At 62.7% G+C, this 23,886-nt stretch carries 22 protein-coding genes; 10 read left to right on the forward strand and 12 right to left on the reverse strand.

Annotated features, from left to right (window positions below):
- Positions 1 to 5 precede the first annotated feature (5 nt).
- The 9 genes from aldA to ACFPWW_RS08290 are packed head-to-tail and all read right to left on the reverse strand — an operon-like array spanning position 6 to position 10,629.
- Complete coding sequence (aldA, locus tag ACFPWW_RS08250; RefSeq protein WP_377311336.1) at positions 6 to 1,460, reverse strand: aldehyde dehydrogenase; 1,455 nt, start codon at positions 1,458 to 1,460, stop codon at positions 6 to 8.
- A gap of 60 nt (positions 1,461 to 1,520) precedes the next feature.
- Positions 1,521 to 3,110 (reverse strand): dipeptide ABC transporter ATP-binding protein, encoded by a 1,590-nt coding sequence (locus tag ACFPWW_RS08255; RefSeq protein ID WP_112562947.1) that lies wholly within the window; start codon positions 3,108 to 3,110, stop codon positions 1,521 to 1,523.
- Complete coding sequence (locus ACFPWW_RS08260) at positions 3,107 to 3,952, reverse strand: ABC transporter permease (protein ID WP_112562949.1); 846 nt, start codon at positions 3,950 to 3,952, stop codon at positions 3,107 to 3,109. The genes ACFPWW_RS08255 and ACFPWW_RS08260 overlap by 4 nt, the downstream gene beginning before the upstream one ends.
- A 7-nt stretch (positions 3,953 to 3,959) precedes the next feature.
- Complete coding sequence (locus tag ACFPWW_RS08265) at positions 3,960 to 4,919, reverse strand: ABC transporter permease (RefSeq protein WP_377311337.1); 960 nt, start codon at positions 4,917 to 4,919, stop codon at positions 3,960 to 3,962.
- Positions 4,920 to 4,972: 53 nt separating this feature from the next.
- Positions 4,973 to 6,598, reverse strand: coding sequence for an ABC transporter substrate-binding protein (locus tag ACFPWW_RS08270; protein WP_377311338.1), 1,626 nt, complete (start codon positions 6,596 to 6,598; stop codon positions 4,973 to 4,975).
- A 35-nt stretch (positions 6,599 to 6,633) separates the two neighbouring features.
- Complete coding sequence (locus ACFPWW_RS08275) at positions 6,634 to 7,629, reverse strand: LysR family transcriptional regulator (RefSeq protein ID WP_112562953.1); 996 nt, start codon at positions 7,627 to 7,629, stop codon at positions 6,634 to 6,636.
- Positions 7,629 to 9,074 (reverse strand): NAD-dependent succinate-semialdehyde dehydrogenase, encoded by a 1,446-nt coding sequence (locus tag ACFPWW_RS08280; protein ID WP_377311339.1) that lies wholly within the window; start codon positions 9,072 to 9,074, stop codon positions 7,629 to 7,631. The genes ACFPWW_RS08275 and ACFPWW_RS08280 overlap by 1 nt, the downstream gene beginning before the upstream one ends.
- 1 nt (position 9,075) lies before the next feature.
- Entirely contained in the window at positions 9,076 to 9,585 is a 510-nt protein-coding gene (fae, locus tag ACFPWW_RS08285; protein ID WP_007820853.1) for a formaldehyde-activating enzyme, read from the reverse strand.
- A gap of 48 nt (positions 9,586 to 9,633) precedes the next feature.
- Positions 9,634 to 10,629 (reverse strand): aldo/keto reductase, encoded by a 996-nt coding sequence (locus ACFPWW_RS08290; protein WP_377311340.1) that lies wholly within the window; start codon positions 10,627 to 10,629, stop codon positions 9,634 to 9,636.
- A gap of 603 nt (positions 10,630 to 11,232) precedes the next feature.
- On the opposite strand from ACFPWW_RS08290, the gene ACFPWW_RS08295 reads away from it, so the two are divergent.
- From ACFPWW_RS08295 to ACFPWW_RS08315, 5 genes are all read left to right on the forward strand, one after another.
- Positions 11,233 to 12,822: an ATP-binding protein gene (locus ACFPWW_RS08295; protein WP_112704722.1), complete on the forward strand. Its 1,590-nt coding sequence runs from the start codon at positions 11,233 to 11,235 to the stop codon at positions 12,820 to 12,822.
- Positions 12,809 to 13,456: a response regulator transcription factor gene (locus ACFPWW_RS08300; RefSeq protein ID WP_112562960.1), complete on the forward strand. Its 648-nt coding sequence runs from the start codon at positions 12,809 to 12,811 to the stop codon at positions 13,454 to 13,456. Before ACFPWW_RS08295 ends, ACFPWW_RS08300 begins: the two co-directional genes overlap by 14 nt.
- Before the next feature lie 92 nt (positions 13,457 to 13,548).
- On the forward strand, positions 13,549 to 13,917 hold the full coding sequence (locus ACFPWW_RS08305; RefSeq protein WP_377311341.1) for a response regulator transcription factor: 369 nt from the start codon (positions 13,549 to 13,551) through the stop codon (positions 13,915 to 13,917).
- Positions 13,918 to 14,066: 149 nt separating this feature from the next.
- Entirely contained in the window at positions 14,067 to 14,273 is a 207-nt protein-coding gene (locus ACFPWW_RS08310; RefSeq protein WP_377311342.1) for a hypothetical protein, read from the forward strand.
- A gap of 365 nt (positions 14,274 to 14,638) precedes the next feature.
- Positions 14,639 to 15,049, forward strand: coding sequence for an ACT domain-containing protein (locus tag ACFPWW_RS08315; protein WP_113413519.1), 411 nt, complete (start codon positions 14,639 to 14,641; stop codon positions 15,047 to 15,049).
- A gap of 46 nt (positions 15,050 to 15,095) precedes the next feature.
- Here ACFPWW_RS08315 and uxuA read toward each other — a convergent pair whose 3' ends face one another.
- Complete coding sequence (gene uxuA / locus ACFPWW_RS08320) at positions 15,096 to 16,283, reverse strand: mannonate dehydratase (protein ID WP_112562965.1); 1,188 nt, start codon at positions 16,281 to 16,283, stop codon at positions 15,096 to 15,098.
- 28 nt (positions 16,284 to 16,311) lie between these two features.
- Positions 16,312 to 17,034, reverse strand: a complete 723-nt coding sequence (locus tag ACFPWW_RS08325) for a GntR family transcriptional regulator (RefSeq protein ID WP_112562967.1) — start codon at positions 17,032 to 17,034, stop codon at positions 16,312 to 16,314.
- A 234-nt stretch (positions 17,035 to 17,268) separates the two neighbouring features.
- Between ACFPWW_RS08325 and ACFPWW_RS08330 the strand changes: the two genes are divergently transcribed.
- The 4 genes from ACFPWW_RS08330 (at position 17,269) to ACFPWW_RS08345 (ending at position 21,346) form a co-directional block, all read left to right on the forward strand.
- The gene (locus ACFPWW_RS08330) at positions 17,269 to 18,444 is read left to right on the forward strand and encodes an extracellular solute-binding protein (protein WP_112704726.1); all 1,176 of its coding nucleotides are present in this window, start codon (positions 17,269 to 17,271) and stop codon (positions 18,442 to 18,444) included.
- 71 nt (positions 18,445 to 18,515) lie between these two features.
- Complete coding sequence (locus ACFPWW_RS08335; protein ID WP_377311343.1) at positions 18,516 to 19,622, forward strand: ABC transporter ATP-binding protein; 1,107 nt, start codon at positions 18,516 to 18,518, stop codon at positions 19,620 to 19,622.
- Entirely contained in the window at positions 19,619 to 20,500 is an 882-nt protein-coding gene (locus ACFPWW_RS08340; RefSeq protein WP_112562973.1) for an ABC transporter permease, read from the forward strand. The genes ACFPWW_RS08335 and ACFPWW_RS08340 overlap by 4 nt, the downstream gene beginning before the upstream one ends.
- Positions 20,501 to 20,503: 3 nt before the next feature.
- Positions 20,504 to 21,346, forward strand: coding sequence for an ABC transporter permease subunit (locus tag ACFPWW_RS08345; protein WP_112562975.1), 843 nt, complete (start codon positions 20,504 to 20,506; stop codon positions 21,344 to 21,346).
- A gap of 71 nt (positions 21,347 to 21,417) precedes the next feature.
- Here ACFPWW_RS08345 and ppk2 read toward each other — a convergent pair whose 3' ends face one another.
- The gene (gene ppk2 / locus ACFPWW_RS08350; RefSeq protein WP_112562977.1) at positions 21,418 to 22,326 is read right to left on the reverse strand and encodes a polyphosphate kinase 2; all 909 of its coding nucleotides are present in this window, start codon (positions 22,324 to 22,326) and stop codon (positions 21,418 to 21,420) included.
- Between the two features lie 335 nt (positions 22,327 to 22,661).
- On the opposite strand from ppk2, the gene ACFPWW_RS08355 reads away from it, so the two are divergent.
- Positions 22,662 to 23,837 carry an ABC transporter substrate-binding protein gene (locus ACFPWW_RS08355; RefSeq protein WP_377311344.1) on the forward strand — a complete coding sequence of 392 codons (1,176 nt, stop codon included), beginning with the start codon at positions 22,662 to 22,664 and terminating at the stop codon, positions 23,835 to 23,837.
- Positions 23,838 to 23,886: the final 49 nt, after the last annotated feature.

The raw sequence follows: 23,886 nt of genomic DNA on the forward strand, positions 1-23,886 counted from the left end.
GATCCTCAATGCTTGAGTATGACGAGGCGCGTCTGGGTGAATTCGAGCATGCCGTGCTTGCCGTCATCGCCGCCAAGGCCGGAGCGCTTCCAGCCGGCGTGATAACCCTGATAGGGATCGGCAGGGAAACGGTTGACGTAGAATTCGCCGGCTTCGATCGCGTCGGAAAAGCGCATGATCGTGCGGTGATCGTTGGTGAAGAGCACCGAACTCAGACCGAACTGATGGTCGTTGGCGAGCGCCAGCGCCTCCTCGGTCGTATCGTAGGCAACAACAGGCAGAACCGGCCCGAAAATTTCCTCGGCAATGATCTCCATGTCCTGGCGGCAGTTGGAGAGCAGCGTCGGCGGATAGAAGAAGCCGGGGCCTTCAGGCAGGATGCCGCCGGCTTCGATACGCGCCCCCTGCTCCACCGCCTTCAGGACGGCCTTGTGCACATTGGTCTGCGCAGCCTTGGTGGCGAGCGGCCCGACGCGGGACGCATCGACAGAACGGTCGCCGAAGGCGCGTGCGGCAAAGCCGGCCTTCAGCTTGGCAAGCAGCGTATCATGGATGGAACGGTGCACATAGACACGCTCCGGCGCCGTGCAGAGCTGGCCGCAATGATTGGTCTTGGCGGCAACGAGCTGCGCGGCAACGGCATCGAGATCGGCATCCGGCTCGATGATGACGGGCGTCTTGCCGCCGAGTTCCAGCGACGGCTTGGCAATGTTCGCCTTGCAATAGTCGAGCACGATACGGCCGGCCTGCAGACTGCCGGTCAGCGTGACCATGCCGACCTTCGGATGGGTGCAGAGTGTCGCCGCAACCTCATGCGACATGGTAAGGATATTGACGAGCCCGGCCGGCAGTCCTGCCTCGACCACGGCTTCGGCAATTTGGAAGGCCGAGGTCGGCGTCGAATTGCTCGGGCGCACGACGACCGCGTTGCCGGCAATCAGCGCCGGCGCGATCTTGCGCACCAGCGTGTAGATCGGGAAATTGAAGGGGATCAGGCAGGCGACGACGCCGATCGCCTCACGCTTCAGAAGCAGCGTCTCGTTGGCATTGTCGCTCGGGATGATTTCGCCCTCGATGCGGCGTGCCCATTCGGCATGATAGCGCATCAGCTCGGCACCATAGATCGCCTCGCCCGTCGCATCGGCCAAGCTCTTGCCGGATTCCAGCGCCAGCGCCGCACCGATCTTTTCCGCCCGCTGCTCGATGACAACAGCAAGCTTGCGCAGCGCATCGCCGCGCGCAATGGCCGGCAGCGCCCGCCACTCCTTCTGCGCTTTCGCCGCCGCCTCGACAGCCTTGACGGCTTCATCGGCCGTCGCCGACGGCACCTTGGCGAATTGGGCTTCCGTTGCCGGATTGAGCACCGGCACCAGAGTGCCGGAAGACCGGAATTCTCCGGCGATGAAATTGCGATATTCCGTCATGACGGCATCCTCGGGACAATAGACAATCACGCGCATGCCGGCCTCTGCCGGCCATGCGTTGAAACGAAACAGGGTGCCGACGCCCGGAAGCGGCGGCTAGAACGTGCTGCGGCCCGGCGCCGCGTCGAGAAGTGTTCTCGTATAGGGGTGTGTCGGCGCCTGCAGCACCTGGGCCGCACTGCCGCGTTCGACGATTTCACCCTTCTGCATCACCACGATCTCGTCGCTGATCTGGGCCGCGACGCGCAGGTCGTGGGTGATGAAGACGATGGCGAGCTGCAGCTTCTCCTGCAATTCGCGAAGCAGTTTCAGAACCTGCGCCTGAACGGAGACGTCGAGCGCCGAAACGCTCTCATCCGCAATCAGCACGTCCGGCCGCATGGCAAGCGCGCGGGCAATGCCGATGCGCTGGCGCTGCCCGCCGGAGAAAGCCGACGGCTTGCGCCAATAGGCGCTCTTCTGCAGGCCGACGAGATCAAGCAGCTCCTCCGCCCGGCGGCGCGCCTCCCCCGCCTCGACACCGGCAAGCATGGCGGAACGCGCGATCATCGGCCCGACGCGGCGGCGCGGATTGAGCGAGCCGAACGGATCCTGGAAAATCATCTGGATCGACCGGCGGCGCGCCCGCAACGGCGCCGGCGAAAGGCCGAGAAGATCGGCACCCGCGACTTCCACCCGGCCGCTCTTCGGCTCGATCAGCCGGATCATCGCCTTGGCAAGCGTTGACTTGCCGCAACCGGATTCGCCGACGATGGAGACAACGCGGCCCGGCAGCAGGCTGAGCTCCACATGTTTCAGAACCTGAACGCTGCCGTAGGAATGCTGCAGATCATGCACCGCAAGCACCGGCTGCTCGCCGGTCTGCGCCGCCGGCCGGCCATGCGGCGTCAGGCTCGGAACGGCGGCGATCAGCTCCTTCGTGTAGGGATGAACAGGTGCCGTCAGCACCTGTTTCGCCTCCCCGATCTCGACGATCTCGCCATGGCGCATGACCGCCACGCGGTCGGCAATATCGGCCACCACGCCGAAATCGTGAGTAATGAAGACGATGCCGTGGCCGTGCACGTCGCGCAGCTCGCGCACCAGCTTCAGCACCTGCGCCTGTGTGGTCACATCGAGTGCGGTCGTCGGCTCGTCGGCGATCAGCACGCGCGGGTTCATGGCAAGCGCCATGGCAATGACGACGCGCTGGCACTGGCCGCCGGAAAGCTCATGCGGATAGGCCTGCAGGATACGGTCCGGGTTCGGCAGATGCATGGATTCGACCAGCGCCCGGGCGCGTCTCCTGCGCTCGGCGGCATCGAAATCCGAATGCAGTTCGAAGACTTCCTCGATCTGCGCCGAAACCGTCATCGCCGGATTGAGCGAGGCGATCGGCTCCTGGAAGATCATGGCGATATCGCTGCCGCGGATAGCGCGGAATGCCCGCTCGGAAAGGCCGACGAGATCGGTATCGCCAAGCACGACCTTGCCGCCGGCAACCTTCAGCCCTTCCGCGACCGCACCCATCAGCGCGCTCGACAGCACCGACTTGCCCGAACCGGACTCGCCGACGATGCAGAGGATTTCGCGCGCCTTCAGATCGAAGCTTGCGGCTTTCACGGCATAGGGCCGGTCAGCACCCTTCGGCAGGGCGACGCTTAAGTTTTCGACCCGAAGGATCGGCTGGCTTTCGTTGCTGCTCATGCGCGCCTCCCCTGCGCTTCCGAGACTTCCCGCAATCCGTCGGCCAGCAGGCTCAAGCCCAGCATCAGCGACGAGATCGCAAGGCATGGAAAAATCACGAGATGCGGGAAGGCGATCGCCATGGCGCGGCCTTCATTGACCATCGTGCCCCAATCCGGCGTCGGTGGCGGCAGACCGAGGCCGAGAAAGCCGAGCGTGCCGATGGTGATCGCCGTGTAGCCAAGGCGCAGGCAGAAATCGACGGCGAGCGGCCCGCTGGCATTGGGCAGAATATCGAAGAGCATGATGCGCCAGGTGCTTTCGCCCTGCGTCACCGCCGCCGCCACGTAATCACGGCTGGCGACGTCGATGGTGATGCCGCGCACGATGCGGAAGATCGCCGGCGCGCTGCCGAAAGTGACGGCCAGCACGATGTTGAAAGGCGAGGAACCGACCACGACGATGATGACGATGTAGAGCACCAGCACCGGGAAGGAGAGCACGACATTGGCGACATAGGACAGAACCGCATCGCCCCAGCCGCGCCAGTAACCGGCGGCAAGCCCGAGCACGACGCCGACCACATAGGCCGTCAGCGTCGCCAGCGTCGAGAAGACGACGACGGTGCGTGCGCCATAGATGAGGCGAGAGAGAATATCGCGGCCGAGCTTGTCCGTTCCGAGCCAGAAGACATTGCCCGAGGGATCGGCCATACCCGGCTTTGCGAGCGGCAGCAGCGTGCGGATCGGATCATAGGGCGCAAGCCACGGCGCGAAGATCGCCACCAGCAGCCAGCCGATCGTGAGGAACCCGCCGATCAGAATAACGGGATTGGAGAGGTAGGGTGTTACGGTTTTCCGCATGGCGCCCTCACTTCCGTCCCTTGGCCGCATCGAGCAGCGAGACGCGCGGATTGAGCCAGCCATAGGCGAGGTCGGAGAGGATCTGCGTCGCAACGACCACCACGACGCTCACCATCGCGCAGGCCTCGACGAGGCGGATATCGCTGTTGAGCGCGGCGTCGTAGAGAAGCGTGCCGAAGCCCTTATAGGCATAGAAAACCTCCACGACGATGACGCCAGACAGAAGCCAGGGGAGTTGCAGCATGATGACGGTCACAGGCGTGATCAGCGCGTTGCGCAAAGCATGGCGCCAGACGATGCGCGCCGTGCTCGCACCCTTCAGTCGCGCCGTGCGGACATAGTGCGTGCCCATGACCTCGATCATCGAGGCGCGGGTGACACGCGCCAGGTAGCCGGTGGAATAGAAGCCGAGCACCAGGACCGGCAGGATGATCTGCTGCAGCGAAAAACCCGTCAGCATGGTGCTGGCGCCGGGCAGCCAGTGCAGCCAGAACACGAAGACGGCGGAGAAGAAAACGGCGGAAGCGAAATCCGGGATCGAGGTCGTGGCGATCGCGATGAAGGAAATGATGCGGTCGAGAACGGAGCCCGGGCGCATGCCGGCGATGATGCCCGCAAACAGGCCGACCGGGACGATGATGAGCAGCGCCCCGCCAGCAAGAATGCCGGAGGCGGCAAGCCGATCCGGGATCAGGTGGGAAACCGGCGCACGATAATAGGTGGACATGCCCCAGTCGCCGGTCACGAAGGACCAGAGCCAGCGGCCGTAGCGGATGATGAAGGGATCGTCGTAACCGTTGGCTGTCAACCACTGGGCGCGCTGGGCCGGCGTCGAGAACTGGCCGAGAACCTTGACGGCGACATCGCCGACATTGACCTCCAGCGCCAGGTAGACGAGCAGCGACACGGTGAACATCACCGCGAGAGCGCTTGCCAGTTTACGCAGAATGAAAAGAAAAACAGTCACGAACCACCTCTTTGCCGGGTCGGGGCCGCCGCGATGAGCGGCCCCGCCGAAGATCAAGCCTTGGCGAACCAGACGCCGTCCATGCGGAAATAATCCGCCGGGTGAAGCTGGAAGCCGCGGACGGTGGTCGCGGCAGCGCTGAAGCGGTTCGGCCAATAGGGCTGAATGATGACGGCGGAATCCTGCAGGATCTGCTCGACATCCTTCATGGCTTCGGGACGCTTGGCCGGATCGACGACGGCAAGCGCCTTGTCGAGCGCAGCGTCGAATTCCTTGCTGGCGAAATGGCTCTCGTTCCAGGCGCCGCCGGAGCGGTAGGCAAGGTCGAGCGTCATGGCGCCGAGCGGACGGTGCGCCCAGTAGGTCAGGCCGAAGGGAACCTTGTCCCAGATCGGCCAGTACTGCGAGGCCGGCAGAACGTTGAGCTTCAGCCGGATGCCGGCTTCTGCAAGGTTCTGCTGCAGCACCTGCGCGGTATCCTGTTCCCAGGTCCCCTGCGTGTTGCCGAGCGTCAGCTCCAGATCGAGACCGTCCTTGTGGCCGGCTTCGGCAAGCAGCGCCTTGGCCTTTTCCACATCGCGGGCAACCGCCGGCAGCGCGAAATAGTCTGGCTGGACCGGAGAGACGTGGAAGTTGGCGCCGACTTCGCCCTCGCCGCGATAGGCGACATCGAGCATCTGCTTGTTGTCGGCGGCAAGCTGCACGGCCTTGCGCACGCGGATATCGTCGAACGGCTTCTGGTCGGACTGCATGCGCATGACGAGCGTATGGGCTGCCTTGCCGGTCAGAATCTGGATATTCGGCAGCGACTTCATCAGATCGTATTCGGCGATCGTCGCGCGATAGATGATGTCGATCTGGCCGCTCGAGAGCGCCGCAAGATGCGTGGTGATATCCGTGCCGAGGTCGATATATTGGATACCGTCGAGATGAGCCGGCTTGCCCCAGTAATCGGCGCGCTTGGAGAACACGGCCTGGCGGCCGACTTCATAGCTCTCCAGCTTGAACGGGCCGGTGCCGATCGGGTTGGCCGGCCAGTTGGCGCCGCCCTTGACGAAGTCGCGATGCAACATCGGGCAGGTGTAGGAATAGAGCTGCTCGGGCAGCGAGGAAACGGCGCGCGACAGCGTGATGCGGACGGTATGGTCGCCGGTCTTTTCCACCTTCTCGACGGCCGAGAAGGCGGTCTTGTTGGAAGACTGCGAGTCCGGTGCGATCCAGCGCTGGATATTGAAGATCACGTCTTCGGGCGTGAAAGCATCGCCGTTCGACCATTTGGCGCGTTCGTCAAGCTCGAAATCCCAGGTCTTGAGATCGGCAGACGGCGTCCAGCTCTTGGCCAGATAGGGATGCGTGACATTGTCGGCATCGACAAAGGTCAGGAATTCCAGGCTGTTGCGATAGAGGTTCGACGCCTCGATCCAGCTCGTCATCATCGGATCTGTCAGTTCCTGGATCTGGCAGCCGAAACGCAGCGTGCCGCCATCCACAGGCGTTTCCTGAGCAAGTGCGGGCTTGCTGTCGCCGAGGAAGGCGCTGGCGGAAGCCGCCGTCACACCGAGCCAGGCGACGGCACGCAGGAAGCCGCGGCGATCGATCTTGCCGGCGCGGACCTGCTCGCACAGTTCCGGCACCGAGGGATGCAGCGGCTTGCCGCTATGGGTCTTCAATTCAGTCATGATCTGCCTCCTCCTTGAATGGCAGTGAATTCGTTTCAGGCACCCTCTGTGCCAGACACGATGCGCAGGGCGGGCTTTTCACCTTCGTTCACCATGCGATTGCTGAAGCGGCTGATAATCCAGGATCGAAACCCTGCAATCAAAGGATCCACCAGCCCCTCCGCATCGGTCTTCAGGTAATAGCCGAAGCCTTCGTAATAGTGTGCGGTGACCGGCGCAACCAAGCGGCCGCTTTCTATTTCCTCCCGAAACAATGCCGGATCTGCCAGCACCAGGCCCTGCCCCGACAATGCGTACTGAACCCCGAGACTGGCGCTGTCGAAGGTCACGCCGCGAGCCACGGAAACCCCGCCAAGACCGTTCTGCACAAGGAAGCGCTGCCAGGTAACGTAGGGCTCCATGTCGACGATCTTGATGTGAATGATCTCGTTTGCGGCAATGAAAGCCGCCAGATCCGAAACCCCTCCCCTGACCAGATCGGGATGGCACAGGATCGTCGGCCGCTCCTCCCAGAGCAGGTCGGTGATCCATTCGTCGACGGCCGGCCGCGTATAGACGACCGCCACGTCGAATTCGCTGTCCGGCACCCCGTACGGTGTCGAAACCTCCAGCAGCACATCCGGGAAGCTGCGCCGGAAATCGGTCAGCAGCGGCACGGTGAGCTTCATGGCAAAGCTCGGCGGCAGGTTGATGCGCAGCTTCCGCTGGCGCTGCTCATCCGGCGCGCAGACTTCGCGCATCGCCTGTTCGATACGGTCGAAACCCTTGCCGATGCCGGCGGCGAGCGAGCGTCCGTCGTCGGTGAGCGTCGTAGCCTTGTGGCCGCGTTCGAAAAGCTTGCGGCCGATGCTCTCTTCCAGACCGATGACATGCCGCGAAAGCGCGCTCTGCGAAATGTTGAGCGCGGCGGCTGCCGCCGTGAAGCTGCCGTGATGCGCCACGGCCTCGAAGGCCCGCAACGCGTTCAGCGGCAACCGGCGGCGATCGACCGCCGGCTCCTTCTTCGTCTGGGGAGAACGATCCTCCGTCATTATCCCGCAAGCCCGCCGAACAGGACGTATTTGCTCTCAAGATATTCGTCGAGGCCTTCGGCGGCACCTTCGCGGCCGAGGCCGGATTGCTTGACGCCGCCGAAGGGTGCCACTTCCGTCGAGATCACGCCCTCGTTGATGCCGACCATGCCGGCTTCCAGCGCTTCGGCGACGCGCCAGGCGCGGCCGAGATTCTGCGTGAAGAAATAGGCCGAGAGGCCGGTTTCCGTGTCATTGGCAAGCGCGATCGCCTCTTCCTCGCCCTTGAAGCGGAAAAGGCCGGCGACAGGGCCGAAGGTCTCTTCGGTCGCCAGCGCCATATCGGTCGTCATGCCGGTCAGAACCGTCGGTTCGTAGAAAAGGCCGCCGCGCGCGTGCGGCTTGCCGCCGGTCAAAACCTTGGCACCCTTTTCCACAGCATCGCTCACATGCCGTTCGACCTTCGTCAGCGCCGGCGCATTGATGAGCGGCCCCTGGGCCGCGCCGTCCTCGACGCCGGGCGCGACCTTCATGGCCGCGACGGCCTTGGCAAGCGCCTCGGCATAGCGGTCGTAGATGCCGTCCTCGACGAGGATGCGGTTGGCGCAGACGCAGGTCTGCCCGGTATTGCGGAACTTGGAGGCGATCGTGCCGCGCACCGCCTGATCGATATCGGCATCGTCGAAGACGATCAGCGGCGCATTGCCGCCGAGTTCGAGGCTGATGCGCTTCACCGTATCCGCACTCTGGCGCATGAGCAGCTTGCCGGTCGCCGTCGATCCTGTGAAGGAGAACTTGCGCACGACAGGGCTCTTCATCCAGACGCCGACGACATCGGCGGGCGACTTCGTCGTCACGACGCTGACGACACCGGCGGGAACGCCGGCCTGCTCGCCGAGACGGGCAAGTGCCAGCGCCGAAAGCGGCGTATCTTCAGCCGGCTTGATGACGATCGTGCAGCCGGCAGCAAGTGCGGGACCAACCTTGCGGGTAATCATCGCCAGCGGGAAATTCCACGGCGTGACAGCCGCGACGACGCCGACCGGCTCCTTCATCACGACAATGCGTGCATCGGCCTTGTGCGACGGCACGACGCCGCCATGCGAGCGGCGACCTTCCTCGGCAAACCAGGTCAGGAACCCGGCCGCATAAGCAACTTCGCCGCGCGCTTCGGCAAGCGGCTTGCCCTGCTCGGCAGTCAAAAGCCGCGCGAGATCTTCCTGATTGGCAAGCATCAGTTCCGCCCAGCGGCGCAGCACGGCGGAGCGTTCCGAGGCGAGCGTCTTGCGCCAGGTCTTGAAGGCCTTCGCTGCGGCATCGACCGCCTGCTGGGCTTCCGCCGCGCCGCAATCCGGCACGGTCGCAAGCTCGCTGCCATCGGCGGGGTTGAGCACGGCAAAGCGCCTGCTGTCGGCAGCACTTCCCCATCCTCCACCGATCAGCGCATTGTCTTCCACTAGCTTCATATCAGGCAACCTTCGGCGTGAAGAACGGATTGCCGACCGTTGCCACGCCTTCGGCAAGCTCGGCACGCGACGGCCAGCCCTTCAGCAGCGCGCGCTTGGCCGCAAGACGCGTTGCAGCCTTGTTGTTATGATACACTTCTTCGGCATCGTTTGCCGACGGATTGACCCAGACGGCGGCAATCGCCACCCAGTCATCCTCAGCCTCGGCCGGCAGCGAACCATCGAGCAGGGCAGCAGTAATGCCGGCGGCAACGCCGGCCTGCGCCGGACCCCAGGTCATCAGCTCGTGCGAGGACCCCGATTCCATCACCGCCTTGGCGATGAAGAGCGTCACGGGCTTTGCCGGAAGGTTCGGCTTCAGCACGGCCTGGAACGGCAGGTGGCCGGGACCGGGGCTTGCGGCCGCGCCGGCGAGCGCACCGGAAATCGGGCCGTTCTTCGGGCCGAGATAGAGGTTGATATGGGCAGCGTTCGGGCCGGAACCCTCGAAGCCTTCACCGATGTAAAGCATTGAAATCTCCAGTAGCGATGCGAGTCGAACCCATTATGCCCTTGCCCATTACGCCCTTGAAAGTGCGCGCGGGCGACGGACCGGGTTATAGTCGTTGATCATGTCGCGCGGGCGGTAGGGCTCTTCCAGGAAGGCGCGCTCTTCCGCCGTGAGTTCGATCGCCGCAGCTTCGATCGCGGCAATGACATGCTCGGGGCTTTCCGTCCCGACGATCGGAACCGTGCTGTTGCCGGAGCCGATGACCCAGGCCTGGGCGATCTGGCTTGCCGTCTTGCCGCGTCTGGCGGCGATCTCGTTGACACGCTTGGCGATCTCCTGGTCGATCTCGTCGCCGAACCAGTCGAGGTAGAGGTCATGCGCGATACGCGGCGCCGAACCGCCGCCGGCAAGATAACCGCGGGCGAGCGGCGAGAAGGTCGTGACCGCAATGCCCTCGTCCTGGCAATAGGGCATCATCTCGCGCTCTTCCTCGCGATAGAGCAGCGAATACTGGCACTGCATGTTGACGAACCGCGTCCAGCCGTTCCGGTCGGCGACATGGTTCATCTTGGCGAACTGCCAGGAATACATGGTGGAAGCGCCGATGTAGCGCGCCTTGCCCGACTTTACGATGTCGTGCAGCGCGCTCATCGTTTCCTCGATCGGCGTTTCCGGATCGAAGGCGTGGATGACATAGAGATCGACATAGTCGGTGCCCATCTGCTTCAGCGACTTGTCGATCGAGGCCATCAGATGCTTGCGCGACAGGCCCTTGTCGTTCGGATCGTCGCTCATCGGATAGAAGGCCTTGGTGGCGAGCACCAGCTTTTCGCGATCCGTCAGCGACAGCAGCGTGCGGCCGACCACCTGTTCGTTGATACCGGTCGAATACCAGTCCGCCATGTCGAAAAAGTTGATGCCGACATCGAGCGTCTTCTTGAGGATCGGTACCGACTTTTCCTCGTCGAGCACCCAACCCTTCCACCTGGATGAGCCGATACCCATGGTACCAAGGCAAAGCGACGAAACCTTCAGGCCGGTCCGGCCAAAGCGCACATATTCCACAGCGATGTCCTAAAAGTGTTTCTCCCTCCTAAGACTATGCCGTGGCGACACTATTGTGACAAATAGGTTTATTCGATGCGGCTATCTCAAAATGAGATATGGCGCGACCAGCTGCCCGCGGAAATATGCGCGGCAGGCTTTTCCGTTGCAGGCCTATGAACTTGATCAGCTCCGCCCGCCATCTGCCGCAGTTTCGTTGCGATTGCGGAAGTTATGCGGACGCGTATCAAGTTTATTTGCCCGCAAGCCTGACCTGCCGCTTCGTATGGCCGGACCAAAACCTAAGTATAGTTATGTCTAAGGGCCCTTGGGTCTATTCTATATTCGTAGCTCGGAACCGACCCGACCATTCACGGTTCCAGGCTGGTGGCATCGCCCCTTGCCACCTCCAGGGCAGGCGCTCCCCTCCGCCGAAGCCCCGCGGATCCTCCCATCCGCCATAGACCGTCCCGCCGCCCGGGACGGTCTTTTCTTTCAAACACCGGAGCCAATTCGGCCTATGCTTCCAACACTTTGGTATAGTTTTGCGCCGACAAACGCGCCATTAAGGTAAATGCGCACCGAACGGTGTGGGCAGAGGACCTCAACCAACAGCGAGGGGGTATGGGATCAGCTTTTGTATCGAAACTCATCAACCGGCGGGGAACGCTCTCGCATGAGATCACGCTCGGCCTGATCGCGCTGGTGCTGGCTGCCACCGTGCTCTATGTCGATGCCTTCACCGAGATCGAAAGCGCCATTGCCGTCCTCTATGTCATCGTGCTGCTGCTATCGGCGGAAATGCTGACGCGGCTTGGCACGACGCTGCTGGCGGTCATCTGCGCCGGCCTTACCCTTTTTGCCTATCTCTATTCGCATGGTCTCGGGGAAAATGTGCCAGCCCAGCTGCGCCTTGCAGTCTCTCTCGCCGCCATCACCATCACCTGCGCGCTCATTCTCAGGAACGAGACCGCACGCGTCGGGCTGATCGAGGCCAACCTGCACCTGCGCGACAGCGAAACCCGCTACCGCTATATTTTCGAGCACAGCCGCATCGCGCTCTGGGAGCGCGACTATTCCGCAGTGCGAGCCTTCCTGATGTCATTGAAGGCGGAAGGTGTGAGCGATCTCAAAGACTACTATCGAACGAACCCCGGCGTCATCGCCACCTGCACGGGCCTCATCCGCACCATCGCCTCCAACGACGCGGCGCTCGAACTGCTCGGCCACGTGGCCGACGGTCTTCCCTCGCGCGCGATGCGCCGCTACATCGCCCCTGACGACGATACCTTTCTCGACCTGATGAACGCCATCTTTCGCGGCGAGCGGCATTTCGAGGGCAAGGGCAATCTGATTGCCGAGAACGGCGAAACCAGGCTCGTCATCATGAGCATGAGTTTTCCCGAAGACCCCGCCGCCTTCAACCGCGTCGTGGTCGGCATGGTCGATATCACGCAGCGGGAGATGATGCAGAAGGCCATTCGCGAGGCCCAGGACGAGCTGGCTCGTGCCGCCCGCGCGGCAACCGTCGGCACCTTGTCCGCCTCGCTCGCCCACGAACTCAACCAGCCGCTCGGCGCCATCGTCGTCAACGCCCAGACGCTGCTCAGATGGCTGAACCGCGAACCTCCCGATCTTGCCGCGGTGCGCCGCTCGGCCGAACGCATCATCCGCGACAGCCAGCGGGCGAGCGAGATCATCCACAATACCCGCTCCATGCTGACGCAGGCCGACCGCACGCCCGAACAGGTCGATCTCGAAGCGCTGGTAGAGGAAACGCGCGCCCTGATGGAACACGACTTCCAGCGCGACATGGTCGATTTCGACGTGGCCCCGGCCGAAGGGCCGCTCACAGTAAAGGCAATCCGCATCGAACTGCAGCAGGTTCTCATCAACCTTGTCACCAATGCCGTGCAAGCCATGCGCGAGACGGCAATCGACCGGCGCAAGATTCTGGTCTCGCTCGCCAGGAAGGATGATATATTCGTCACCCTCTCCGTCAGGGATTTCGGACCCGGCATCAGCGAGGAGGCGATGGCGAAGCTCTTCACCCCCTTCTTCACGACCAAGCCCTCCGGAATGGGCATGGGTCTATCGATCTGCCGCAGCACGCTGGAAGCCGGAGGCGGTCAGCTCATTGCCGGCAACCATCCCGAAGGGGGCGCCATCTTCGAAATGATCATACCGATTGAGGACGAGCATGACCGACACTAGTGCCGCATCGAAGGCAGCCGCTCAATCCGCATTGCCGATCGTCTATGTCGTCGACGATGACGAATCCATCCGCGAGTCGCTTGTCGATCTCTTCCGGTCGATCCAGATGGATGCCGTCTCCTTCGCGACCACGGCCGCCTTCCTCGACGCCGCCGACCTGCGCCGGCCGGGCTGCATTCTCCTAGACGTGCGCCTGCCGGGCCTGAGCGGGCTGGATTTTCAGCTTCATCTCGAACGGATCGGCAGCAGGATGCCCATCGTCTTCATGACCGGCTTCGGCGATATTCCGATGAGCGTGCGGGCGATGAAGGCCGGCGCGGTCGATTTCCTCACAAAACCTTTCCGCGACCAGGATATTCTCGATGCCGTTGGCGTCGCGATCGAAAAGGATATGGCCCGCCGGCGGGAAATGGCCGCAAGCGACGCGGTCGCCTCGCTGGTCGATACGCTGACGCCGCGCGAGCGGGAGGTGATGGCCGCCGTCGTCAAGGGGCTGATGAACAAGCAGATCGCCTATGACCTCGGAATCAGCGAAATCACCGTGAAGCTGCATCGCGGCAATGTCATGCGCAAGATGCAGGTCCGCTCGGTAGCCGATCTGGTGCGCAAGGCAGAGATGCTGGAAGGCAGATAGCCGAACCTAGACCCTTGTATGGTACCGCGCCACCATCCAAAACCTCATAATAGACGTCAGGTAATGCAAGAATAAGCAAGGCTAACAATCTCGTGTCACATACATCCACAATCGCGGTCGTCGATGACGATCAGGCCATCCGGGAGGCTCTTGACGATCTCATCCAGTCCTGCGGCTATCGGAGCAAGCTTTTTGCCTCCGCGGAAGAGTTTCTGGCCTTTGACGACCGGGCGGCCATCGACTGCATGCTCGTCGACGTCAAGATGCCGGGTCTGAGCGGCATCGAACTGCAGGCAATCCTCAACGGCGAGCCCGAAAAGCCGCCGATGATCTTCATGACCTCCTATCGCGACGAGCGAACCCGCGCGGCAGCCATGGAAGGCGGGGCTTTGGCCTTTCTGGGCAAACCGGTCGAGTTCGATTCCCTCATCAATTGTCTGGAAATCGCGTTGAAGCCGTGAGGCTTCACTGCGCTGGAATTCATAGTATTGCCTCTACAGCACGCAGCGAACCGAAACATACACCTATGTATAATTCAAGGTAATATCACAAAATACTAAAATAGATCTCGTGAAATCCAGTCCACTGGATAGAAAACGAGGTGAACGCCATGATAAAGCTCAAGCGTCCGATTTTTATCAGCGTCGGGAAGAACATTCTGATGGATGTGATCTTCTCCAACATCGTGACCGGTGCGAATTACAAGCTCCATTGCGCGCTTTTGCGCCTGGAGCCGGAAAATCCGATCTACGAATATCAGCCGGTGCGCATTGCCGCACAACGCCGCCCGGATGCAATCGGCCAGACCCGTTTCTGATCCTTGCGCCTCCGGCGCTGACCGGCTTTCCTCCCGGCCGGTCAGCGCATTTGCCGGCAGCCGGATGCGCCATCACGCACTGTCACGACGCACCCGAACCTGCGCATGCCACGGCAAATGCTCGCACGTTTCTTCGCCTTGTCGGCAGAACATGTTAGCTTCCCGGCGGGAAGGACATTTCGCAGGGGTTCTCGTCCGCCGGATATGGCCTCCGCCTGCCCCGCATCCGCCTGTCCCGGCGCGAACGTCCGCAAGAATCCTGCGACGATCGCGATCGGTGTCGCGGCCGGCTCATCCGTTCCAACCACCGGTCTTCCGGTGCTGGAGAACAGCCATCCATAACACGAGACGTCAGGGAAGATGACATGACAGGCATTACCGACCTCTCAGTTCTTCTCGCAACGATGGAGCCGGAATTGGTGGAGGGCGAATTCGTCTATTGCACCGTGCCGGCCTCGCGGCTGGAAGACCATCTCCATCTTCGCCCGCTCGGCCTCTTCCGCGAGGCGGAAGGCCTGACGCTCATCCTGCCCCGGGATGCGGCGAACAGGGCCGGGCTGCAGGCAAGCGCGCCTTTGCGGCAGATCACGCTGAAAGTGCATTCCTCGCTTGAGGCCGTGGGCCTGACCGCCGCCTTCTCGCGCGCGTTAACCGAAGCCGGCATCAGCGCCAATGTGGTCGCGGCCTATTACCACGACCACATTTTCGTGCCGGCCACAGATGCCGAACGGGCGATCGAAGCGCTGCGGCAGCTCTCGGCGGCAAGCCGGAGCTAACGCAATGCCAGCGCAAACGTGCAACGGTCTTGCCTGAAACAGAAAATCAGGTCGGCGGCGCGTCGAGCGCGTGCAGAATGCCGCGCAGCTCGGCAAGGCCGCGAAGACGGCCGATTGCCGGATAGCCGGGCGTGACATTCTTCTGCAGGTCGTCAAGCATCCGGTGGCCGTGGTCGGAGCGGAAGACGATCGATTGATCGGCGCTGCGACGGCGATCCTCGGCAACCAGTTCCTTCAGCACCGCGACCATGTTCACGTCGCCCTCGAGATGCGCGCTTTCGTGGAACGTACGGCCGTCGCCCTCGCGGGTCGTGGCGCGAAGATGCGCGAAATAGATGCGGGAGGCGAAACGCCGCGCGATCGCCGGCAGATCATTGTCGGCGCGCACGCCGAGGCTACCGGTGCAATAGCACATGCCGTTGGCGGCGGCCGGCACGGCATCAAACAGCGCCGCGTAGTCCTCTGCCGTCGAGGCGATGCGCGGCAGGCCGAAGAGCGAGCGCGGCGGGTCGTCGGGATGCAGCGTCAGCTTCACGCCGCGCGCTTCCGCAGCCGGCACGACGGCTTCGAGGAATTCGATGAGATGCTGGCGAAGCTTCCTGGCGTCGATGCCCTGATAGGCGACCAGCTTTTCGCGGAAGGCCGGAATGGTAAGCGGCTCGGTGGTCGAGCCCGGAAGAGCCGAGGTGATGATGCGGGTAATCTCGGCAATTTCCGCTTCCGTCATGCTTTCGTAAACGGCTTTGGCCCGCGCCTTGTCTTCATCCGAATATTCTTCGGCAGCGCCCGGGCGTTGCAGAACGAACAGCTCGAAGGCAGCGAAACGCTCATGGTCGAACCGCATGGCGGTGGCGCCGGTCGGCGTCACGTAATCGAGATCGGTACGCGTCCAGTCGACCACAGGCATGAAGTTGTAGCAGACGATCGGGATACCGCAGGCGGCGACAGCCTCGAGGCTGGCGATCCAGGCCTCGATTTCTGCCTTTGCCTGCCCGCCCTTGCGCTTGACGGCGTCAGGGATCGGAATGCTTTCCACGACGCTCCAGGTCAGCCTCGAGCGGCCGGCGGGTGTCGTCTCGATCAGCGACTGGCGTTCGCGCACTTCCGCTTCGGTCCAGGCACGGCCGATCGGCACCTGATGCAGCGACGAGACGATATTCGTCGCCCCCGTCTGGCGCACCTCGTCCAGCGTGACCGGCGCCTCCGGCCCGAACCATCTCCAACCTTGCCGCATTTCGTCTGTCTCCTTGGTCTTTCATTTTTTAGCAGAAATAGTCCGGGTACTGCGAGCGCAGTTCCGCCACGTCAGGAATGACGGCGCTGAGGTGATGGATCATGGCCTCGCGCGCCGCCGCGCCGTCATGCGCCGCGATCGCATCGCGGATCACCATATGCTCGCCCACGACGTTGTCCATGCGCCCGAGGACCGGCAGCGTCAGGCGCCGCGCTCGGTCGATCTGCACTTTCACCGTCTTCAGGATGGCCCAGATGCCGGGATAACCGGCAATTTGCGCGATCGCCTCGTGAAAGGCCTCGTCCTCTTCATGAAAGCTTGAGGCGTTGCCGAGCGCCGCATGCGTCTTCTGCCGGGCGATAATCGCATCGAGGCGGGCGATATCGGCCTCCGTTGCAATGCCGGCGGCCGCCTCCACCGTCGTTCCCTCCAGCGCCTTGCGCACGATGACCGCTTCCGGAATGGCCGAGACCGGAACGCGCGAAACCACCGTGCCCGACTGCGGGTAGATATCGACGAGACCGCCTTCCGACAGCCGCAGCAGCGCCTCGCGAACCGGTGTCCGGCTGACGCCGAAATCCTCGGCAATCCGCTTTTCCTGCAAGACCGTGCCCGGAGGAATTTTCAGCGACACGATATCGGCATGCAGCCGCTCGTGGATCGCCGCCGCCGTCGTCACGCGCCGAATCTTTCCGCCGGCCTCGCGTGGCGCCGGAAAGGCAAGGATTTCAGGGTCGGAAGCCTGCCGCATGCATGGTCTCGGGACGTTGACACTTTCATGCATACTAGTATATCAATTGAATTCTGTTGCCAAGACATGCCGCGGAGGAGAACGGCGGCGTGAATTGCAACCGGAGGAAAGCTTCGAGCAGCAAGCGTCGATGCCGCCGGGAAACCGGCGCATAGACGCATGGGACGTGCATTGCGATGCAAACGGGCGGTGCTCGGGGCTGAGGCCGGCACCGCCGCAACGGAGGAGGACAGAATGAAGATCACACGCAGAACGTTCGTCGGCGGAGCTGCCGGCGTCGCGGCCGCCGGAATACTGCCGCTTCGCGCATTCGCGCAGGCAAAGGCACCGGCAAGTCCTGTTACCATCACCATCGTCGATGTCGCCGGCAACCTGGCGCTGACGCAGGGCATGTTCGAAAACTACGCCAAGGCCAAGCCGGAATTCGTTTCCAGCTTCTCCTTCACCAAGGCACCCGCACCGGAGCTGCCGGCCAAGATCCAGGCCCAGCAGGCTGCCGGCAAGGTGGATATCGATCTCGTGCTGACCGGCACGGACGCGCTTTCGGCCGGCGTCGACCAGGGCCTCTGGATCGACATGTCCGGCAAGAAATCCGCCCTTCCCGATCTTGAAAGCATCCTGCTGCCGCAGGCCTTCAAGATGCAGGCGCTCGCCAAGGATCAGGGCGTCGTCATCACCTATTACCCGTCCGGCCCGCTGATCGAATATATGCCGGACAAGGTGGCGACCCCGCCGAAGACGGCGCAGGAACTGCTCGACTGGACGAAGCAGAACAAGAACAAGTTCCTCTATGCCCGCCCGGCGAATTCCGGTCCCGGCCGCACGCTGCTGATGGGCCTGCCCTACCTGCTCGGCGACAGCAACCCGCGCGACCCGGTCAACGGCTGGGCCAAGACCTGGGAATATCTGGCCGCGCTCGGCGAAAACATCGAATATTACCCGACCGGCACTGCCGTGGTCTTCAAGGAACTCGGCGAAGGCACGCGCGACATCGTCGCCACCACGACCGGCTGGGATATCAACCCGCGCGCACTCGGCATCGTTCCCGAGGAAGCCAAGGTCGGCAAGCTGGAAGGCTTCCACTGGGTCACGGACGCCCATTATGCGGCAATCCCCAAGGGCGTTTCCGACGAGAAGGTCGGCGTCCTGCTCGACGTGCTGAACTTCATCTACCAGCCGCAGCAGCAGGCGATCGCCTATGACGCCGGTTACTTCTATCCCGGCCCGGCCGTGAAGGACGTCACGCTCGAGATGGCGCCGGCAGAAAGCCAGGACGTCATCAAGGAATTCGGACGGCCGGAATATGCCGACTGGATCGCCGGCAGCCCGCTGGAAGTGCCGCTGGAGCCCAAGCAGCTCGTCCAGGCCTTCCGCATCTGGGACGAAAAGATCGGCGCCAAGAAAGGCTGATCCCTGTCCATCACAATAGCCCGGCGCTGGCCTGCCAGCGCCGGGCCTCTGGCGGCCATGATTGCCGATAAATGGAGATTGCATTGACTTTGCCGCTTCAAAACGCAGCAGCGCCATCGCGGAAAAATGCGCGCCTTGAGCTTGATGGCATCAAGCGATCCTTCGGCGCCTATAACGCCCTCGACGGCATCGATCTGACCATCGAACCCGGCGAATTCATCGCGCTTCTCGGCCCCTCCGGCTGCGGCAAGTCCACCGCGCTGAACTGCATTGCCGGCCTGCTTGGCCTCTCCGGCGGCGAAATCCGCCTCGGCGGCGATCGCATCGACCAGCTGGAGCCGGAAAAGCGCGGCTTCGGCATGGTCTTCCAGAGCTATGCCCTGTTCCCGCATATGAGCGTGCGCAAGAATGTCGGTTTCGGCCTTGCCATGCAGGGTATCCGCGGCGCGGACGCCGACAAGCGCGTCATGGATGCGCTGGCGCTCGTGCGCCTCGAAAGCCAGGCGGACAAGCTGCCCGGCCAGCTCTCCGGCGGCCAGCAGCAGCGCGTCGCCATCGCCCGCGCCATCGTCATCCGGCCGCCGATCGTCCTGATGGACGAGCCGCTCTCCAACCTGGACGCCAAGCTGCGCCTGGAAATGCGCGCCGAAATCCGCGGCATCCACGACCAGATCGGCTCCACGACCATCTATGTCACCCACGACCAGGACGAGGCCCTGTCGCTGGCCGACCGCATCGTCGTCATGAGCCAGGGCCATATCCAGCAGATCGGCACGCCGCAGGATCTCTACCAGCGCCCGGTCAATCTCAATGTCGCCGATTTCATGGGCTTCCGCACCCGCATTCCCGGTCGTGTCATCTCCGTTTCCGGCGGCGAAGCGGAAATCGAAGCCGCCGGCGCGCGGCTGACCGGCACCATGCGCGATACGCTCGCCGTCGGCGATGCCGCCGTGCTCTCCGTGCGCCCGGAAGACCTTGTCGCCACCACGGACGGCACCGGCATTCCCGTGACCGTTGCCAGCACCGAATATCGCGGCCGCGCCTTCTTCGGCATGGCCCGTTCGAAGGACGGATCGGAACTCTATTTCCGCGCCGACGATGCGCTGGCGCGCGGCTCCTCCGCCACGCTACAACCGGTTACCGGCCGCGCACTGGTCTTCAGGGGAGCGCCGGCATGAGCGGCCCGTCGCTGAAAACCCGTCTCGCGGCTCAAGGCCTCGACGGCACGACCCTGCTCGTCCTGCCGGGCCTGCTCTTCATGATCGCCCTCTTCATCTATCCCTTCGTCTACGGCGTCGCGGATTCCCTGATGCCGAAGGATGGCGGCGTCTGGTACGAGAACTACGCGAAATTCTTCTCCGACCAGTTCCAGTACGGCACGATCGCCAACACGATGTGGCTTGCCCTGCCGGTGACGATCGTCAACCTCGCCTTCGCGATCCCGGTCGCCTTCCGCGTCCGCCTGATGCGCCGGCAGCGACTGCTGACGACGATCCTCGTGCTGCCGATCACGCTCGGCACGGTTTTCGTCGCCGACGGGCTTTTGACCTATCTCGGCCCGCGCGGCTGGTTCAACCAGGCTCTCATCCTTTTCGGCATCCTGGATTCGCCGGTCAAGCTGACCAACAACTATTGGGGCGTCTTCGCCTCGCTGCTGATAACAGGCTTTCCTTTCGCCTTCCTGCTGACCTTGTCCTATATCACCGGCATCGATCCCGCGATCGAACAGGCCGCCGCAACGCTTGGCGCCAATGCGCGGCAGCGCTTCACGCGCGTCTTCCTGCCGCTTCTGGTACCCGGCCTTGCCGTGACGTTCTGCCTGTCTTTCGTCCAGGCCTTCGCGGTGTTTCCGTCCGCCGTCCTGCTCGGCGCGCCGGCGGGGCCGACGCGCGTCATTTCGATCGCCGCCTATCAGGCCGCCTTCGAGCAATATGACCATTCCTACGGCACGGCGATCGCCCTTATCATGGGCATGGTCGAGCTTATCGTCGTCGTCGCCGTTCTCGGCGCACGTTCGCTCTTCTACCGCGGCCCGGCCGGCGGCACGAAAGGTTGAGCCATGATCCGTGACCAGGGCCTGACCTCGAAGATCTGGCGCATCGCCGTCTGGGCGCTTGCCACGCTCTTTGTCCTCAATCTGCTGGCGATCATCGCAGTCGTCATTCTCAATTCCTTCGCGACACGCTGGCTCGGCACCTGGCTGCCGCGTGGCTGGACCGACCGCTGGTATTTCAGTGCCTGGAGCGAGTTCCAGCTCTCCAGCGTCTTGATCGTCACCTTCGAGATGGTGTTCGTCGTCGTCATCATCTCGGGCATTCTCGGCGTGCTGACCGCTTACGCGCTGGCGCGACGCGATTTCCCCGGCAAGCGCGCCATCATCCTGCTCTTCCTGCTGCCGCTGTTGATCCCGCCGCTCACCTACGGCATTCCGCTGGCGACCGTGCTTTACCAGCTTGGACTCGGCGGCACCTTCTGGGGCGTGGTGCTGATCAACCTCGTGCCGTCCTTTCCGTTCGTCGTGCTCGTCATGATCCCCTTCATCGAGCAGATCGATCCGCGCATAGAGGCGGCCGCCCGTGTCTTCGGCGCCGGGACCACAAGTCTTTTCATCCGTATTCTGCTGCCGCTTCTGTTGCCCGGCATGCTGGCGGCACTTCTGCTGGTGCTGGTACGCACGCTCGCCATGTTCGAGCTGACCTTCCTGATTGCCGGGCCGCAGACGCAGACGCTCGTCGTCTCTCTCTACTATGCGGTCTTTGCTTCAGGCGTGCGTGCCGGCCAGTCGATCGATGCGATGGCGGTGGTCTATATGGTGACGACGCTCTTCTGGCTCGTCATCGCACTGCAATTCGTCAATCCGACGCAGATCGTCGCCCGCGCCAAGCAGCAATCGGCGCATTGAAGCGTCGCACGCAAAACGGCGACACGGCTTCGCGATAGGCTGCTGCCGGCTTCCGGCAGCAGCCTTTTCGATCAATAGACTTCGGGAACGTACATTTCCGGCGGAACCGGGGCGCGATGATAATCATCGTGGCGCACGCGCTCCGGCAACACGATTGCCTCCTTCGGCACATCCTCATAGGGGATCTGCGCCAAGAGATGGGCGATGCAGTTGAGGCGCGCCCGCTTCTTGTCCACGGCCTGGACGACCCACCACGGGGCTTCCGGAATATGCGTGCGGTCGAGCATCTCTTCCTTGGCCTTGGTATATTCCTCCCAATGGACGCGGCTCTGCAGGTCCATCGGTGAAAGCTTCCACTGCTTCAGCGGATCGTGAATACGCATGTTGAAGCGGAATTCCTGTTCCTCGTCCGTGATCGAGAACCAGTACTTGATGAGAATGATGCCGGAACGAACCAGCATGCGCTCGAATTCCGGCACGGAACGGAAGAATTCTTCCAGTTCATCCTTCGTGCAGAAACCCATGACGCGCTCGACGCCGGCGCGGTTATACCAGCTGCGGTCGAAGAGCACCATTTCGCCGGCTGTCGGCAGATGCGGCGTATAGCGCTGGAAATACCACTGGTTCCGCTCGCGCTCGGTCGGCGCCGGAAGGGCCACGACGCGGCAGACGCGCGGATTGAGGCGCTGCGTCACGCGCTTGATCGCACCGCCCTTGCCGGCGGAATCGCGGCCTTCGAAAAGCACGACGACCTTGAGCTTCTTGTACTGGACCCAGTCCTGAAGACGGACCAGTTCGTGCTGCAGGCGGAAAAGTTCACGGAAATAGAGCTTGCGGTCGAGTGTCTGCTCCGCCTCGCCGGACATGCCCTCGGCAACCAGTTCGTCGAGCCGGTCCTCCTCCATCTGCATTTCCAGCTCCTCGTCGAAGCTATCGGCGATTTCATTCTTGATGCGGTCGAGCTGAGTGTTTTCGATCATGGCACGCTCCCTGTTCTATTCACTCGATAAAGCACGTTCTCGCCATAGCCATATGACAGAGTTGCGACGACCGAAGATTTGCCTTGGCAAAACGCAAGGACCGCAGGCACAAAATACCGTTCGGCCGGAGCGTCCAGCCGTGCTTGCGCCAAGCCCGGTTGGCAGGACCGACCGGCGTCGCAGCTTGTGCCATGTCAAGTTTTATGTATACATTGATGTTGCTGAGCAATTTCCGCGGCATCAGCTTTTTCCTCTGGAGGAGAGAGGGAAAATGCCCAGGTCGCGGGCGTATCTCTGGGAGAGAGATATGATGCGCAACAAAGGGAGGAGTATACATGGTTTCGTTTTCAAGAAGACTATTCATAGCCGGCGCGGCACTTGCCACGCTTGCCGGCATGCCTGCATTTGCACAGGAAACGGTCAAGATCGGCGTGATCCTGCCGATGACGGGTCCTTTTGCCTCGACCGGGCGCCAGGTCGAGGCCGGCGCTCGCGCATACATGGCAATCAACGGTGACACGGTTGCGGGCAAGAAGATCGAACTCGTCCTGCGTGACGATGCCGGGACCGCCGACCAGACCCGCCGCATCGCCCAGGAACTCGTGGTCAATGACGGCGTCAAGATGCTCGTCGGCTTCGGCCTGACGCCGCTTGCCATGGGTGTCGCGCCGGTTCTCAACCAGGCAAAGGTCCCGGCGATCATCACCTCGGCAACCACGTCCGCCATCATGAAGCAGTCGCCCTATTTCGTGCGCACCTCGATGGCAGGCCCGCAGTCTGCCGTTCCGGTCGCCACCTGGGCCGTCCAGAACAACCTGAAGCGTGTCGTCACGTTGGTGACTGACTACGGTCCCGGCATCGACATCGAGAAGGGCTTCACCGACCAGTTCAAGAAGGAAGGCGGCACGGTTGTCGAGGCGCTGCGCGTTCCCCTGCAGAACCCGGATTTCGCACCCTTCCTGCAGCGTGTGCGTGACGCCAAGCCCGACGCCCTCTTCGTTTTCGTGCCCTCGGGTGTCGGCGCCATCTTCATGAAACAGTTCGTCGACCGGGGCCTGGCGGATGCCGGCATCAAGCTGATCGCCACCGGCGACGTGACCGATGACGATCTGCTGAACGGCATGGGACCGGCCGCCAAGGGCGTCATTACCGGCCACTTCTATTCGAGCGACCACGACAGCCCGGAAAACCAGGCTTTCGTCGCCGAAGTCCGCAAGGCCAACAACAACATGCGACCGAACTTCATGTCGGTCGGCGGTTATGACGCCATGCATGTCGCCTATGCCGCCCTCGAAAAGACCGGTGGCGATACGGACGGCACCAAGCTCGTCGACGCCATGAAGGGCATGGAGTTCGTCAGCCCGCGCGGCCCGATCACCATCGATCCCGATACCCGCGACATCGTGCAGGATATCTACATGCGCGAGGTCAAGGAGAAGAACGGCGAGCTCTACAATGTCGAGTTCGCCACGTACCCGAAGATCCACGATCCGAATACGGCTGCCAAGTAAGCCTTTGGAACAGGCGGCGGAAGCAATTCCGCCGTCTGGACGCAGTGAG

It is taken from the genome of Rhizobium sp. GCM10022189 (genome assembly GCF_042656325.1).
In the GTDB taxonomy this organism is placed as follows: domain Bacteria; phylum Pseudomonadota; class Alphaproteobacteria; order Rhizobiales; family Rhizobiaceae; genus Rhizobium.

What these genes read in the sequence shown, in the direction of transcription:
- ppk2 (WP_112562977.1), bottom strand. Translation starts at nt 22,326, where the DNA reads ATGATCGAAAACACTCAGCTCGACCGCATCAAGAATGAAATCGCCGAT.
- ACFPWW_RS08270 (WP_377311338.1), bottom strand. Translation starts at nt 6,598, where the DNA reads ATGACTGAATTGAAGACCCATAGCGGCAAGCCGCTGCATCCCTCGGTG.
- ACFPWW_RS08280 (WP_377311339.1), bottom strand. Translation starts at nt 9,074, where the DNA reads ATGAAGCTAGTGGAAGACAATGCGCTGATCGGTGGAGGATGGGGAAGT.
- ACFPWW_RS08275 (WP_112562953.1), bottom strand. Translation starts at nt 7,629, where the DNA reads ATGACGGAGGATCGTTCTCCCCAGACGAAGAAGGAGCCGGCGGTCGAT.
- ACFPWW_RS08310 (WP_377311342.1), top strand. Translation starts at nt 14,067, where the DNA reads ATGATAAAGCTCAAGCGTCCGATTTTTATCAGCGTCGGGAAGAACATT.
- ACFPWW_RS08335 (WP_377311343.1), top strand. Translation starts at nt 18,516, where the DNA reads ATGGAGATTGCATTGACTTTGCCGCTTCAAAACGCAGCAGCGCCATCG.
- aldA (WP_377311336.1), bottom strand. Translation starts at nt 1,460, where the DNA reads ATGCGCGTGATTGTCTATTGTCCCGAGGATGCCGTCATGACGGAATAT.
- ACFPWW_RS08295 (WP_112704722.1), top strand. Translation starts at nt 11,233, where the DNA reads ATGGGATCAGCTTTTGTATCGAAACTCATCAACCGGCGGGGAACGCTC.
- ACFPWW_RS08325 (WP_112562967.1), bottom strand. Translation starts at nt 17,034, where the DNA reads ATGCGGCAGGCTTCCGACCCTGAAATCCTTGCCTTTCCGGCGCCACGC.
- ACFPWW_RS08330 (WP_112704726.1), top strand. Translation starts at nt 17,269, where the DNA reads ATGAAGATCACACGCAGAACGTTCGTCGGCGGAGCTGCCGGCGTCGCG.
- fae (WP_007820853.1), bottom strand. Translation starts at nt 9,585, where the DNA reads ATGCTTTACATCGGTGAAGGCTTCGAGGGTTCCGGCCCGAACGCTGCC.
- ACFPWW_RS08355 (WP_377311344.1), top strand. Translation starts at nt 22,662, where the DNA reads ATGGTTTCGTTTTCAAGAAGACTATTCATAGCCGGCGCGGCACTTGCC.
- ACFPWW_RS08340 (WP_112562973.1), top strand. Translation starts at nt 19,619, where the DNA reads ATGAGCGGCCCGTCGCTGAAAACCCGTCTCGCGGCTCAAGGCCTCGAC.
- ACFPWW_RS08300 (WP_112562960.1), top strand. Translation starts at nt 12,809, where the DNA reads ATGACCGACACTAGTGCCGCATCGAAGGCAGCCGCTCAATCCGCATTG.
- uxuA (WP_112562965.1), bottom strand. Translation starts at nt 16,283, where the DNA reads ATGCGGCAAGGTTGGAGATGGTTCGGGCCGGAGGCGCCGGTCACGCTG.
- ACFPWW_RS08315 (WP_113413519.1), top strand. Translation starts at nt 14,639, where the DNA reads ATGACAGGCATTACCGACCTCTCAGTTCTTCTCGCAACGATGGAGCCG.
- ACFPWW_RS08345 (WP_112562975.1), top strand. Translation starts at nt 20,504, where the DNA reads ATGATCCGTGACCAGGGCCTGACCTCGAAGATCTGGCGCATCGCCGTC.
- ACFPWW_RS08260 (WP_112562949.1), bottom strand. Translation starts at nt 3,952, where the DNA reads ATGCGGAAAACCGTAACACCCTACCTCTCCAATCCCGTTATTCTGATC.
- ACFPWW_RS08255 (WP_112562947.1), bottom strand. Translation starts at nt 3,110, where the DNA reads ATGAGCAGCAACGAAAGCCAGCCGATCCTTCGGGTCGAAAACTTAAGC.